Raw genomic sequence first — 12,548 nt, 5'->3', positions numbered from 1 at the left:
TAATCAGACCACATCTACAACCGCGCACACGCCTCGGCTGCGGCGAGCGACGACGCGCTCACCGACCGTCGGTCGTGGCCAACCACCAAGTCACAGACCGGTCGGTGAGCAACCCGCGCAGCCTCGCTCTGCGCGCGCCACATCTGGCGGTCCGAGATCTCACATGTCGTCAGTCGTGGCAGTCGATCCCTCGGACCGCAGATCGGCCGAGATCCAAACCGCTCGCAAAGCATGGGACAAGCAAGGTGCGCGCATGCCCGGCCTCCTCGACGTGATCCTTGGTTACGACTGCAACCTCGCCTGCGACTACTGCACGATCACGCCGACCATGCGCGAGCGAGCGCTCGCCCCCAAGGCCGTGGTCGCGGCGATGCGACGCGGTCGCAGCCAGGCCTACGACCGCATCGCGTTCACGGGTGGCGAGCCGACGATCCGCACGGATCTGGTCGCGCTGATCAAGGCCGCGCGCCAGCTCGGGTTCGAAGACATCAAGGTTCAGAGCAACGGCCTGCTGTTCTCCGAGGCCAACGTCGCGCGTCTGGTCAACGCTGGAGTCACGCGCTTTCACATCTCGATCCACACCCACGACGCGACGGCCTACGACGCCTTGGTCCAGCGTGACGGCGCCTACGCGCTGATGGAGCAGGGCTTGCGCAACGTCGTGGCTTCGGGTCGCCACGTGGTCGTGGACGTGATCATCAAGACCGACACCTACCGGCGCCTGCCCGACGCGATCGAGTGGATCGCCGCGCGCGGGGTCGAGGAGGTTCACCTCTGGTACGTCTCGCTGACCGACGGCAACGCCGCCCGCGTCGAGAGCCTGCCAGCAATGACGACGACCATGCCCTTCGTCCGCCGCGCGCTGGCGATCGGGCGCGAGCGCGGCCTGCAGATCTCCTCGCTGCACATCCCCCGCTGCCTGCTTGGCGAAGACTGGACGCACGCGTGGGATCCCGGCTCGATGCGGGTCCTCGTCGTCACCCCCGACGCCACCTTCGAGCTCGAAGACAGCCGCCTCGCCGGCCGAAACCACGTCCCAGCCTGCGCAGGCTGTCAGTTCGAAGCGATCTGTCCGGGCGTGCGAGACGATTACCTACAGCGCTTCGGCGACACCGAGATCGCCACGGCCCGAGGCCAAGCCCCCACGATCCCCGGCGTCGTCCGCCTCCCAATCAGGCCTTGAGTTTAGGCCCCTTTGGGTTTCTTTTGGCGGGCCCTGGTAGCCCTGTTAGGGCCCCCACACACCCCCGCCGAAGCGCGATTCGGATGGAGCGCCATCCGGTGGCCGTAGATGCCCAGACGAGAGCCCCCTTCGAGGGGGCCACACATACGAGGGCGAACAAACGGCCCCTTGGGAGCGAGCGAAGCGAGTGACCGCGAAGTGCGAAGGCGTGTGTGGGGGTCTAAACTACATCACGCCTTCGTCGCGTAGGCGTTTCTTGACGCGGTCCGAGAAGCCGGCTGGCACCGACTCGTGGCGGCGCGGATCATTGAGCGGGCGGACCAGGTCGTCGGCGGAGATCAACCACGGCGGCTCGGGGACCTGATCGAGCTCATAGAAGCCACCACAAAAACACGCGTGCGGACAGGTCTTGCACACCGGCTTGCGGACCCGCCGCTCGGCCAGATACTCGGCCAGGTTCACGGTCTCGTTGTTGACGAACACCATGTGCCGCTCGAGCTTGGCGAGGTCGCCCTGCATCAGATCGCGGTGCTTGGGCATGAAGCAAAACGGCAGGTTGATGACCTGAAACCGGATCTTGCCGGCCCACGCGTCCATCACCGCGACCGCGTTGTCGGCCGCCTTTTGGGTGTCGGGGGCGACCCAGCTGGTCGCGCGACCAAAGGGCGTGAGGAACTGGATGTTCATCCACCGCAGGCCCAGGTCCCAGCACAGCTGCGCGAGCAGGTCGACCTTGTCGTGGTTGCCCTTGGTGACCGTGATGTTCATGCCCAGCTCCACGCCCTTGGGGGCGTAGCGCAGGCAGTTGCGGATCCCGTCGGTGGTCTGCTGGAACGCCTCGGCGACGCCAACTTGCTGCGCGTGGGTGCGGGCGTCGTGGCCGTGGACCGAGAACAGCAGCGTCGTCAGCCCAGAGTTGACCAGCGACGAAGCGTACTTGTCATAGACGCAGCGGCGACCGTTGGTGGTCACGTTGACGCGCTGGTAGCCCATCGCCCGCGCCGACTTGATCAGCGGGATCAGCTCGGGGTTGAGGGTGGGCTCGCCGCCGTCGAAGTCGACCATGACCACGCCCTGCTTGCGGTACTCGAGCAGCTTCTCGCGCTGGCGCGTGGGGTGGCCGTCGAGCTGCGTGCGCGTACCGACCGCACAGAAGGTGCAGTGGTTGTTGCACACGTAGGTGACGTTCATGATCAGCTTCTTGGCCCCCTGCGAGGCGTTCAAGCGCTGTTGGAACGTCCACATGAAGCTCTCGAGCGTGGCTTGATCAACCCCATCGCCGGTCGAGTTCGAGGGCGCGGTCTGAAAATACGGGCCCCAGTCTTCGATGTTTGGGATCACCGGAAGCTTGTGACCGCTGCGTTCTTGCGCGATCGCGGCCAGCTCGGTGCCGGGCAGCGGGGTCGCGTACTGGACCGCCGGCCACGCGTGGAATTCGTCCCACAAGCGCAGCGCAAACCCGAGCGTGCCGTTGATCTCCTCTGCGCTCTCGCCGGGCAGGCCGATCATATAATGGATCATGAGCGGCACCCCGGCCTCGTCGGCGTGCTTGGCCGCGTCCTCGACCGCGCGCAGATCCAAGCGCTTCTTGACGACCTCCGTCACGACCCGCTGGACCCCGGACTCCGCGCTGACGCTGAGCATGTTGACGCGCCCGCGCATCTGCTCGAGGTGACGCGGCAGCAGGTAGTCCGCGCGCATGCCGTTGGGGCAGTCGAACTTCAGATCCAGCGCGACGACCTCTTCGAGGAACACGTCGAAGTGCCGCTCGTTGACGTTGATGAGCTCATCGCTGACCTCGAGGCGCGTGGCCCCGAGCGAGGCGAGGAAGCGCAGGTACTCGCGCAGGCGCTCGGGCGAGTAGCGGCGCTGCACTTTGGGCTCGCGGGGCTGCTCGGCTTGCGCGCCCGAGGAGTCATCCGTAACCCACGGCTTGCGAGCTTCGGGGTTGCTCGAGCAGTGAATGCAGGTGAACGGGCAGCCGCGGCTGGTGACCAACGGCATCGTGCGACCGTCGATCGGGAAGGTCCACACCGGCCGCCCGAGCTCGGCGACGACGCTGTGCTTGAACTGATCGTAGGCGGCCAGATCCACGCGATCCCAGGCCGGGAACGGCAGCTCGTCGAGCTTGGGCGAGGCCCCGCGATGACTCCCGCGCGGGCGGGTAGGGTCGGCGTCAGCCATGTCAACCATGTCAACCAAGTAGCTGGCGAGCAGCTGCGGCACGGTGACCTCGGCCTCGTACTTAATGTAGGCGTCGACCTCTGGGTAGCTGGCGAGCACCGCGTCACCCGGGAACTCGATGTAGTGCTGGCCCGACTGGTAGCAATCGGCGAGCAGGATCGGCGCAGTCTCAAACCGCGCGCGCAGGCCCTCGAGCACCGCCGCGAGCACATCATCGCGATGCGGCGGCCGATGAAACACGGTGTACGCGACCACGATCGCCGCGAAGTCCTGGTCCGCCGCGAGCCTGAGCACCTGCGCGAGCGCCTGATCAACCTCGACGCCCAGGTGCGCGCGACCGTCCTCGCGCCACCGCAGCTGCGCGCCCGGGAGCGCGAAGCTGTCGACCAGCTCGACATGCGCTCGGCCACGATCATGCTCGAGCACGGCGGCCAGCTGCACCGCGCCAAGATCGGCGAAATACGGATAGTCGATGAAGTCCCGCGCGACGCTGACGGGCGGGTGGATAACCAGGACGCGGGGTTCCCCCATCGTCGCGCAGCATATCACGCCACGCACTCGGGCCCTGGGCTGCAACTTCGTCAACCTCACGCGCGTGCGCCAAGTGGTGAGGGTCACCCGCGGCCCGACCTTCGCGCCTGGTGCATGCGCGGGGGTTCGGCGCTCGCGCACGCCGCCGACGCTTCGACGCCAGCACGCGGGGCCGAGTATGATGCCGGCGATGGACGGCGGAACTGCGCAATCCCAGGCTCTCAAGGAAGTTGAAAAAGAAGACGCCGCGCATCAGAAGCGCAACTGGGTGCGGCTGACCTTCGACTGCAACGACCACTGCGTGTTCTGCCTCGACGCCCACACGCACAACGGCACCAACCGCTCGCGCGAAGAGGTCAAGGCCCAGATCCTCGACGGTCGCCGCAAGGGCGCCGAGCGGCTGATCCTCTCGGGCGGCGAGCCAACGATCCACCCGGACTTCGTGCAGTTCGTGAAGCTTGGGCGGCTCGCTGGCTATAAAAAGATCCAGACCGTCACCAACGGGCGGCTGTTTGGCTACAAAGAGTTCATCACCCGCAGCATCGACGCGGGCCTTGGCGAGATCACCTTCTCGATCCACGGCGTCAACGCCCGGATCCACGACGCGCTGGTCGGCAGCAAGGGCGCGTTCGAGCAAGAGGTCCGCGGGCTTCAAAACGCGCTCGACGACGGCCGGGTGATCGTCAACATCGACGTGTGCGTGAACCGGGGCAACGTCAAGACGCTCCCGGATCTGCTCGAGAAGTTCACCAACATGGGGGTCTACGAGTACGACCTCCTGCACGTGATCCCGTTCGGCAATGCCTACACCGAGGGCAAAGAGACGCTGTTCTACGACCTCGAAGAGATGCGGCCGTACCTGTTGAAGGCCTTCGAGTACTCGAAGCGCCCCAACATGCACATCTGGCTCAACCGGTTCCCGGTCCCACACCTCGAGGGCTACGAGAACCTGATCCAGGATCCCTACAAGCTCAACGACGAGATCCGCGGGCGCAAAGAAGAGTACGAGCTGCTGATCGACCACGGCGTGCCGCTGGACTGTCGCAACCCGCACCGCTGCTCGCACTGCTACCTCGAGCCGATCTGTGACGAGCTCGAGGACGTGCGCGCGACCGTGGCGGAGTCGAAGTTCGAGGTGATCCGCTACGACACGGAGTGGGACGCGGCCCAAGGCGCGGTGTTTGGCGGCGACCCGGCCTCGGCCGAGCGCAGCAAGACCCGGCGCAAGATGGTCGAGATGCTGGCCGAGGCCGAGGGCGACGGCAGCCAGATCGCATCGGAGGCCGCGGCGGCGGCGTTTGGGATCCCGCAGGACCAGGTCGAGCACCGCAAGCTGCGGCTGCCGCTGCTCGGGGTGGGTCCGGGCAGCGCCTACAAAAAGCCCGAGTACCCGCCGCTGCCAACCCAGATCGAGCGCGCGGGCGCGGTGTCGCTGTGGTTGGTGTCGCCGGATCTCGAGCACGCCCAGGCCGACGCCGCGCGGATCGATTCACTGTTCGCTGGGACCACGCAGCTCGAGCTACAGCTGCAGAACTACGCTGGCGTCGCCGAGGCGCTGGCGAAGTCCCCCACCCTGTTTGGCAAGCAGGTCACCCGCGTGATCGTGCGGACGGCGGCCGACGCCGAGGCGATGTTGGCCGTCGACGCCGACTTCGAGGTCTGCGTGGAGCTGTCGAAGCACGTCGAGCCGTGGCTGCTCGAGGTCGCCGCCCGCGAGCAGGCGCCCGCGCGCTTGGCCCTGCGCCAGCCGACCTACGAGCGCCAGACCGAGTCCGGCGAGCTCGACTTGGATCTGCCGGTGTTCTTCTCGCAGTTCCAGCACGCGGTCCCGGTCGACGACGTACCCAGCTGCGTGATCGGTCGGCCGGCTCGCACGCGGCGTGAGCAGCTCGACACCAGCATGATGAACCTGCAGGGGAAGCTCGAGATCTTCCGCTACATCAAGCGCTACATCATGGATCGCTACTGGCGGAAGTCGCTGCGCTGCAAGACCTGCATCTACACGCAGGACTGCCGGGGCATGCACATCAGCTACATCCGCGCGCACGGGTTCGCGCTGATGCAGCCGGTTGAAGGCTGACTTCACGGCCGGGGTGGTGTGACCACGGTGTCGGTGCGCTCGATCTGGATCGACGAGTACACCTGCCGCTCGATCCCCATCTCGTCGTCATAGAAGTACGGCGTGTGATAGTGGTGCGTGACCAGCACCGTCAGGGCGACCATGCCCGCCTCCGACCTAGGCAATAGCACCGGCCCGAACGCATCCTCATTGCTGGGAACGACCCCGTTGTATCCAACGACGCATTGCGGCTCCATCAAGCACAGATCAAACGGCTCCGCGTCGTAGTGCACGTGGCCGATCTGCTGTTCAGTGGAGGGCGGCGCGATCGTGACGGCGCCCCCTGGCATCGCGACGACTTCGGCGTCGATGAGCTGGCTGTCGAGTGAGAAGGCGTCGCCGGGCCACGGCTGGCGCAGCGCGACATGCTCGCGTCCGTCGTCAACCCAGAGCAGGCTGCGGGCGGAGCCTTCGCCATTGTCGTAGTCGGTGCCGTCGTTGAGCCTGGCCTGGACACGCAGGCGATGGACACCCGGCGTGTCGTCGAAGCTGACCTCGACCTGAACCCCCGCCTGGAGATCGCCAGAGTCGATCGTCGCGACCTCGACCTCGTCAACGAACACGACCAGGTAGCCGTCACCCACAACCCGCGCGCTGGACTCGGCCTTCGGGCGCAGCACCAGATCAGCGGCCACGATCGTGAGCAGCTCGGTGTGCGCGCTTCCATCTCCGTTCCACGGGTAGACCTGATCGTCTTCGGGGTTGAGCAGCGTGACCTGCGGCAGCGCGATCGACTCGCAGACCTGCTGCAGACAAGAAAGCGACGCCGGGCAATCTTCTTGGACCACGCACGTGTGGACCTCGGGGTCACTGGTGCAGGCGCCGAGCGAGACCAGCGCGAGCCATCCAGCTGTCCATGATGCGCGCCGAAGCTGACCGTTTCTCATGGCCCAGGCTATCACGAGAGCGCGACCTTCGGGTGTTGGTGCGGGCCCCCCTTCGATCGGCGTGGCCCAGCGTAAATTCCTGCGCGAGGCGACGCGGTGCGTTGCACCACGAGCTCCCATAGTACCCTGCGCCCCGTGAACACCAACACGATGATGCGTCGGCGCAACATCCGGGTGACCGAGCAGCTGCTTGGTGAGCTCGACGCCAAGCGCTACGACTCGGCGTTGACCCAGCGGATCCTCGCGGCCCCGAGCGCGCTCCCTCGCCTGCTGCGGGCCTGCTACTTGGCCCAGGACCACCAGTACGGCTCGGCGCGGGCCGACGTCGACCAGGCGCTCGAGGTCGGGCGCGGCAACCCGGTCGTCGAGCTGGTCGCCGCGATGGTGTTGTACGCAACCCGCGACTATCAGCGCGCCCTCAACCAGTTCGAGAGCGCGGCCAAGCTGTCGCCCAACGCGGCGCACCGGGCCTACCAGCAGATCATTGGCGCGGCCGGCAGCTTGGGCTGGGAGCACGATGTTCGCCGCGCGCTCGAGGCCGGGATCGCGGCCGAGCCCGAAGATCCCACCTGGCACGCCCAGGCCGTGCGCTTCTTCGTCCGCGGTCGCTACTGGCAAAAGGCGCTCGAGCACGCGCTGCGGGCCCTCGAGCTGGCGCCGGAGGCCTCGCGGATGTGGATGGAGGCGGCCGGGCTCCACGCCCAGCTCGATCAGCGCGAGCCGGCCGCGGCCGCGCTCGCGCGGGCGCTGGCCAACATCCCGGCGGATCAAGAGCTCGCGTATCGGATCGAGGGCGCCCGCGTGGCGATCGACGCCAGCGATTTCGAGACCGCGCTCGCGTGCCTGAACCGCGCGATCGAGCTCGATCCCCAAGACCCCGAGCACCACGTCAAGCTGGCCGAGCTGCGCAGCTGGCAAGGCGACGACGCGCAAGCGCTCGCCCACACCGAGCAGGCGCTCGCGCTCGACCGCGAATACGCCCCAGCCGTGCGCATGCAGGGCGCGCTGCAGGTCCTGGCCAAGCGCTACGACGAGGCAATTGCAACGCTGCGCCGCGCCGTCGAGCTCGACCCGAAGGAGTACCAAGCGCACGTGTGGCTGAGCGAGGCGTACCTTCGGACCCAGCGCTACGACGAAGCCCACGCCCAGCTGCACAACGGGACCATGAACGCTGGCGGGTTCTTGTTCGTGGCGTGGCTGCTGCGCTACCTGATCGTCTCGTACGACGAGCAGACCCCGCCCGACGCCATTATCCCCGCGCGCCGCACCGAAGAGTTTGACGACGTGATCCGCGAGCTGTGCCCCGCGCTCGCCGAACAATGCCTGAGCTCGCGCAAGGACGCGGACATCGTCGCCGCGGTCGAGGCCGCCATGACGGCGCTGCGCGGCAACCGGGGCATCTACGCGACCCACGTCGTCAACGGCGAGCTGACCCGGCTGCACGCCCGCACCGGGTGTCGCCACGAGTCGCGCTGGGTCTTGCAGCTGCTGCGCGTGGCGCCGGGCGACGAGTGCATGGCGCTCTACGATCCGCTCGTAGAGAAGTACCCCGGCTCGTCGCTGACCTACTGCCACCGCGGCGAGCTCAAGCTGTGGCTTGGCGACTATGAAGGCGGCAAGGCCGACCTCGAGCGGGCGATCGCCGAGGTCAGCGGCACCCGCTGGGCGTACATCGGCCTGTCCACCCTGGGCCTCGTCAACGGCGACTACCAGTACACCCTCGACATCAACGCCAAGGGCATCCGCGTCATGAATGGCACCGAGGGACCCGCGGTGTACGTGTACCGCGGCGAAGCCAAGCGCAAGCTCGGCATGCTCGACGAGGCCATCCCCGAGCTCGAGAAGTCGGTTCAGTGGCACCCGGCGCGCGCGAGCGGGACGATCAACCTCGCGCTCGCCTACCACGCCAAGGGCATGCTCGAGTCCTTCGAGCCGCTGTGGCGCCGGCTGCGGGACGAGCAGGCGTCGGGTCTGCTGTCGGACGCGGCCTACGAGCTCGACGTGACGATCGTGGGCGACGCGGGCTGGGAGCCGGCGACCGAGGTCAAGGTCGCGGTGCTCGAGCACGCCCTGAAAATGATGGGTGGCAACCGGTCTTCGGGGTTGCTCAGCTACTGGACCCGCGATCACAAGATGCGCTTCGTCCAGCTGTGGCCCCACTCCGGCCACGGCCCGCACGAGCGCGAGCACGAGCACCTCGAGCAAGCCAAGCGCATGCTGCTCAAGGCACTCGCGCACTACAAAGGTCCGCGGGCGGTCTGAGCTGGCCAGCGCAGCATCCAGGATTCGAGAGTTTCTAGATGTACGCTGGCAACACAGGTTGCCCTACGATGTGTGACACTCGCTGCCTATTAGCAAGCGTTTGATTTTGCTGATGATTTTGTGCCAGTGAGTGCCGCTGTGTGTGGGTCCAGAACATGCAGTCAAGTCCGGCATGTCACTCATCGCAGTCACCTCCAGCGTTGTCATTCTGATCATCGGCGGCCTGTGCCTCATCTACGGTGAGGGCTACAGCTTCGACCTTCGCGGCAAGCAAAAAGGTCGCGTGTCGGGTGGCCGCCGCGCCAGTGATCGCTAACCGACGACCGTGCCGGGCGTGCCACCGATGCACGTCCAGCGGAAGTTGTCGAGCAGCACGACGGAATCCACGATGTTGTCCTGAATGTCCATGATCGCGAAGATCACCGTGATGTTCTCGCCCGCCGTCACGCCGGTGTTGGTCTCGAGCCAGCGGGTGCCCGCGTGCCCCTCTACGCCGGTGCCATCGAGCTCCGGGGCGGAGCAGGGCAGCGGGCAGTCGATGTCATTGGGGGCGTCCTTGAAGTCGAGAAAGCCTGCATTGAGTGACAGCGGCGCGCCAAAGTCATCGAAGGTGATGTTGCCGGTCCACTCTTCGGACTCGAGCCACGCAATGTAGATGTCGTTGTATGCCCAGCCGTAGAAGTTGGGGTACTCCCACGACATGAACGCGACGTTGTAGGCGAAGCCGTTGACGGCCTCGGGGACGTCGATGCTAAACCGCATCTCGGCGTAGTCGAACGCGCCCGCGGTGTTGATGAACTGCGGCCCGATCGTGCCCGAGCAGTCGCCGGTGCCGACCAGCCCCGGATCTTGAACGCAGTCACCCGCCACCGCGTTGGGATTCATGGGGGCCGGCAGCGCGCCGGGGTCGTTGCCAGGCAGGGTGGTGTCGCCGTCGCTGCCCGGCATCAGGATGTCGAGGGCGTTGCCGGTTGACAGCGCGACCATCTTGACGCCCTCGAGGATCGGGTAGGTTGGCGGGTTGTGGGTGCCGAGATCTTCGACGAGCACCTCGAGCGCGTCGTAGTGGCCGTTGTAGTCTAGGATCGCCTGAAACTCGCCGGGACAGTTGAGCCCGAGCGCTCGCCATGCCCGCTGCTCTTCGCTGGGGAAGTCGAGGTGATCACACGGCTGGTGGTTGGGCACCAGGCAGATGTCTGGCGAGTCGGGCATCGTGCCGACGTCCCACTTGGGCTCGGGGATCGGCCCGGTGTCCTCGGTTGGATCGCCGTCGCCCGTGTCGCCGTCGCCCGTGTCGCCGTCGCCCGAGTCACCGTCGCCGTCGCCGTCGCCAGTGGTGTCGTTGTTGCTCGTGTTGTTGGCGGTGTTGACACCCGTCTCGGTGTCGCGACCGCTGGTGTCATCGCTGCAGCCGAGCGGCGCCAACACGAGGCACGCCCACAAAGGAGTCAGGATCGTCTGACGTAGCGAGGACTTGAGCTGCGAAAATTCAAGCTGCATGATGAGGTGTGATCGTCACGCCAAACGGCCACGGATTCAAGGGTTGTTCGTGATCGTGACAGGCGCACCGCCCGCGTGCGCAACTTTTGGGTACAATGCGCGCCGATGAAGTACCGGACGCTGCCCCGCACCGATCTGCAGCTGTCCGCGATCGGGTTCGGCTGCTGGGCGATCGGCGGCAAGTGGTGGGGCGACGACGTCGACGACAAGAGCTCGATAGCGGCCATCCACGCGGCCGTGGACCACGGCATCAACTGGTTTGACACCGCGCCGCTGTACGGTCACGGCCACGCCGAGGAGCTGCTCGCCAAGGCGCTCGGGAGTCGGCGTCACGACGTGATCATCGCGTCCAAGGTCGGCGTCCGGTGGCGCCACCAGATCAACGATCACGCGTTCAGCGATCTCAGCCCCGACCACATCATCGAGGACTGCGAGTGCATCCTCCGCCGCCTGCGGCTGGACACGATCCCCCTGTTGCAAGTCCACTGGCCCTGCGAGTGCAGCACGCCGCTCGAGGCCACCCTCGAGGCCCTGATGGCCCTGCGCGACGGCGGCAAGATCCGCTACTTCGGGCTGTGCAATTACGCGAGCCGCCCGCTGCAACAGGCGCTCGCCTACGCGCCCGAGCTCGCGTCGCTGCAGACGCCCTACTCGATGCTGCGCCGAGAATTCGAGTTCGCGCTGCGCGACGTGGTCGCGCCCGAGGGCGAGCAGGCGCTCGGCATGCTCGCCTACGAGACCCTGTGCCGGGGGATGTTGACCGGCAAGTTTGGTGCGGCGCCGCGGTTCCCAAGCACGGATCTGCGCCACAACGACGAGCGCTTCCGCGAGCCCCTGTGGTCGCGCGCGCAGGGGTTGGTGTCCGCGCTGCGGCTCGTTGGCGCCAAGCTGAACGTCCCGCCGGCCGCGCTGGCGGTTGGGTGGGTGCTGCGTCAGCCCGGCGTGAGCGTGGCGATTGTCGGGGCCAAGCGGGCCGCGCAGGTCGCCGAGCAGGTCCGCGCGCTCGAGCTGATCGGACGCGAGAAGATCTGGGCGGCCCTGCAGCCGCATGTGGATCGCACCCGGGTCTGAGCGGCTCGTGAACACCCGCCGCGAGTGCGGCCCTGCCGGCCCCGCGTCCCGGCCCTCCCGCGGCCAAGCGAGTCGTGGTTTCCGCCACTCCCGCCCTCGTGCCATGATGGCGCCCAGAGGTAGCAATGAGTGAGCACGAGCAGGACGATCAATGCACGCAGGGCTCTCGCAACGGAGGCCCCGACACCAGCTTCTTGGACTTCGAGCTGCACGCGGTGATGTTCGACGAGGCCGAGTCGATCGTCCGCGAGGCGTACCGCGAGCTGCTGAAGGACGCGGCCAAGCGGCACCTCGAGCAGCACTGGGGTGACCGGATCACCGCGCTCGCCAACCTCGCCGTCGACCAGGCCATGGCCGACGCCGACGCGAACTTGGCGATCCAAGCGTTGATCGAGGCGCGGAATCAGGCGCGCCGGGGGCTCGAAGATCGGGTCCAGGGGATCATCCGCGGCAAGTCCGACGACCCAACCGAGACGCCCGACCCGCCCGCGGACCCGCCCGCCGACCCGCAGAGCTAGCGCTGCGCGACCGCTTCGGCGAGCTGGCGCGGCGACGAGGCGCGAACCAACGGTGCATGGCACAATCGCGGCGTGCGAGCACGAGGGTTGATCATGGCGCTGCTGTTCGTCTCGGTCCTGGTCGCGATCGCGTGGTTGACCGGCGAGAGCAGCCCATTCGCAGACAAGCCCAGCGCGACCACGAAGTCGAACCCCTAGAGCGCTCTAGAACACCCGTGCCATCACAGGCCGGGTTCGATCACGCTGCATGGCGATCCAGCGAGGGTGTGCGCTCACGAGCGCGCAGCTTGTCG

10 protein-coding genes are annotated in these 12,548 nt (G+C 67.0%); 7 read left to right on the top strand and 3 right to left on the bottom strand.

The annotated features are described in order from the left end of the window. Positions 1-253: 253 nt before the first annotated feature. Positions 254-1,183, top strand: a complete 930-nt coding sequence (locus DB30_RS25665; RefSeq protein ID WP_052553629.1) for a radical SAM protein — start codon at positions 254-256, stop codon at positions 1,181-1,183. 225 nt (positions 1,184-1,408) lie between these two features. Here the strand turns inward: DB30_RS25665 and DB30_RS25660 are convergent, their stop codons facing one another. After that, positions 1,409-3,898, bottom strand: a complete 2,490-nt coding sequence (locus DB30_RS25660) for a radical SAM protein (protein WP_052553625.1) — start codon at positions 3,896-3,898, stop codon at positions 1,409-1,411. Between the two features lie 190 nt (positions 3,899-4,088). Between DB30_RS25660 and DB30_RS25655 the strand changes: the two genes are divergently transcribed. After that, positions 4,089-5,978 carry a radical SAM protein gene (locus DB30_RS25655; protein WP_146660594.1) on the top strand — a complete coding sequence of 630 codons (1,890 nt, stop codon included), beginning with the start codon at positions 4,089-4,091 and terminating at the stop codon, positions 5,976-5,978. 2 nt (positions 5,979-5,980) lie between these two features. On the opposite strand, the gene DB30_RS25650 is transcribed toward DB30_RS25655, so the two are convergent. Further along, entirely contained in the window at positions 5,981-6,904 is a 924-nt protein-coding gene (locus DB30_RS25650; RefSeq protein WP_052553621.1) for a hypothetical protein, read from the bottom strand. Between the two features lie 135 nt (positions 6,905-7,039). Here DB30_RS25650 and DB30_RS25645 point away from each other — a divergent pair, with 135 nt between their 5' ends. Beyond that, positions 7,040-9,166, top strand: a complete 2,127-nt coding sequence (locus DB30_RS25645) for a tetratricopeptide repeat protein (protein WP_052553618.1) — start codon at positions 7,040-7,042, stop codon at positions 9,164-9,166. Positions 9,167-9,338: 172 nt separating this feature from the next. Next, positions 9,339-9,482, top strand: coding sequence for a hypothetical protein (locus tag DB30_RS25640; protein ID WP_153258406.1), 144 nt, complete (start codon positions 9,339-9,341; stop codon positions 9,480-9,482). Here DB30_RS25640 and DB30_RS25635 read toward each other — a convergent pair. Next, positions 9,479-10,666, bottom strand: coding sequence for a choice-of-anchor L domain-containing protein (locus DB30_RS25635; RefSeq protein ID WP_153258404.1), 1,188 nt, complete (start codon positions 10,664-10,666; stop codon positions 9,479-9,481). The genes DB30_RS25640 and DB30_RS25635 overlap by 4 nt on opposite strands. Before the next feature lie 105 nt (positions 10,667-10,771). Between DB30_RS25635 and DB30_RS25630 the strand changes: the two genes are divergently transcribed. The 3 genes from DB30_RS25630 to DB30_RS42835 all read left to right on the top strand — a co-directional run bounded on the left by DB30_RS25630 (position 10,772) and on the right by DB30_RS42835 (position 12,453). Beyond that, the gene (locus DB30_RS25630; RefSeq protein ID WP_052553613.1) at positions 10,772-11,737 is read left to right on the top strand and encodes an aldo/keto reductase; all 966 of its coding nucleotides are present in this window, start codon (positions 10,772-10,774) and stop codon (positions 11,735-11,737) included. Between the two features lie 125 nt (positions 11,738-11,862). Beyond that, positions 11,863-12,255: a hypothetical protein gene (locus DB30_RS25625; RefSeq protein WP_052553611.1), complete on the top strand. Its 393-nt coding sequence runs from the start codon at positions 11,863-11,865 to the stop codon at positions 12,253-12,255. 72 nt (positions 12,256-12,327) lie between these two features. Continuing rightward, positions 12,328-12,453 carry a hypothetical protein gene (locus DB30_RS42835; RefSeq protein ID WP_276204381.1) on the top strand — a complete coding sequence of 42 codons (126 nt, stop codon included), beginning with the start codon at positions 12,328-12,330 and terminating at the stop codon, positions 12,451-12,453. Positions 12,454-12,548: the final 95 nt, after the last annotated feature.

Origin of the sequence: Enhygromyxa salina (assembly GCF_000737335.2) — a bacterium.
Lineage (GTDB): Bacteria > Myxococcota_A > Polyangia > Nannocystales > Nannocystaceae > Plesiocystis > Plesiocystis salina_C.
The sequence above is the reverse complement of the archived record's forward strand: the minus strand, read 5'-3'. Positions and strand labels throughout refer to the sequence as shown.

What these genes read in the sequence shown, in the direction of transcription:
- DB30_RS25665 (WP_052553629.1), top strand. Translation starts at nt 254, where the DNA reads ATGCCCGGCCTCCTCGACGTGATCCTTGGTTACGACTGCAACCTCGCC.
- DB30_RS25660 (WP_052553625.1), bottom strand. Translation starts at nt 3,898, where the DNA reads ATGGGGGAACCCCGCGTCCTGGTTATCCACCCGCCCGTCAGCGTCGCG.
- DB30_RS25655 (WP_146660594.1), top strand. Translation starts at nt 4,089, where the DNA reads ATGGACGGCGGAACTGCGCAATCCCAGGCTCTCAAGGAAGTTGAAAAA.
- DB30_RS25650 (WP_052553621.1), bottom strand. Translation starts at nt 6,904, where the DNA reads ATGAGAAACGGTCAGCTTCGGCGCGCATCATGGACAGCTGGATGGCTC.
- DB30_RS25640 (WP_153258406.1), top strand. Translation starts at nt 9,339, where the DNA reads ATGTCACTCATCGCAGTCACCTCCAGCGTTGTCATTCTGATCATCGGC.
- DB30_RS25635 (WP_153258404.1), bottom strand. Translation starts at nt 10,666, where the DNA reads ATGCAGCTTGAATTTTCGCAGCTCAAGTCCTCGCTACGTCAGACGATC.
- DB30_RS25630 (WP_052553613.1), top strand. Translation starts at nt 10,772, where the DNA reads ATGAAGTACCGGACGCTGCCCCGCACCGATCTGCAGCTGTCCGCGATC.
- DB30_RS25625 (WP_052553611.1), top strand. Translation starts at nt 11,863, where the DNA reads ATGAGTGAGCACGAGCAGGACGATCAATGCACGCAGGGCTCTCGCAAC.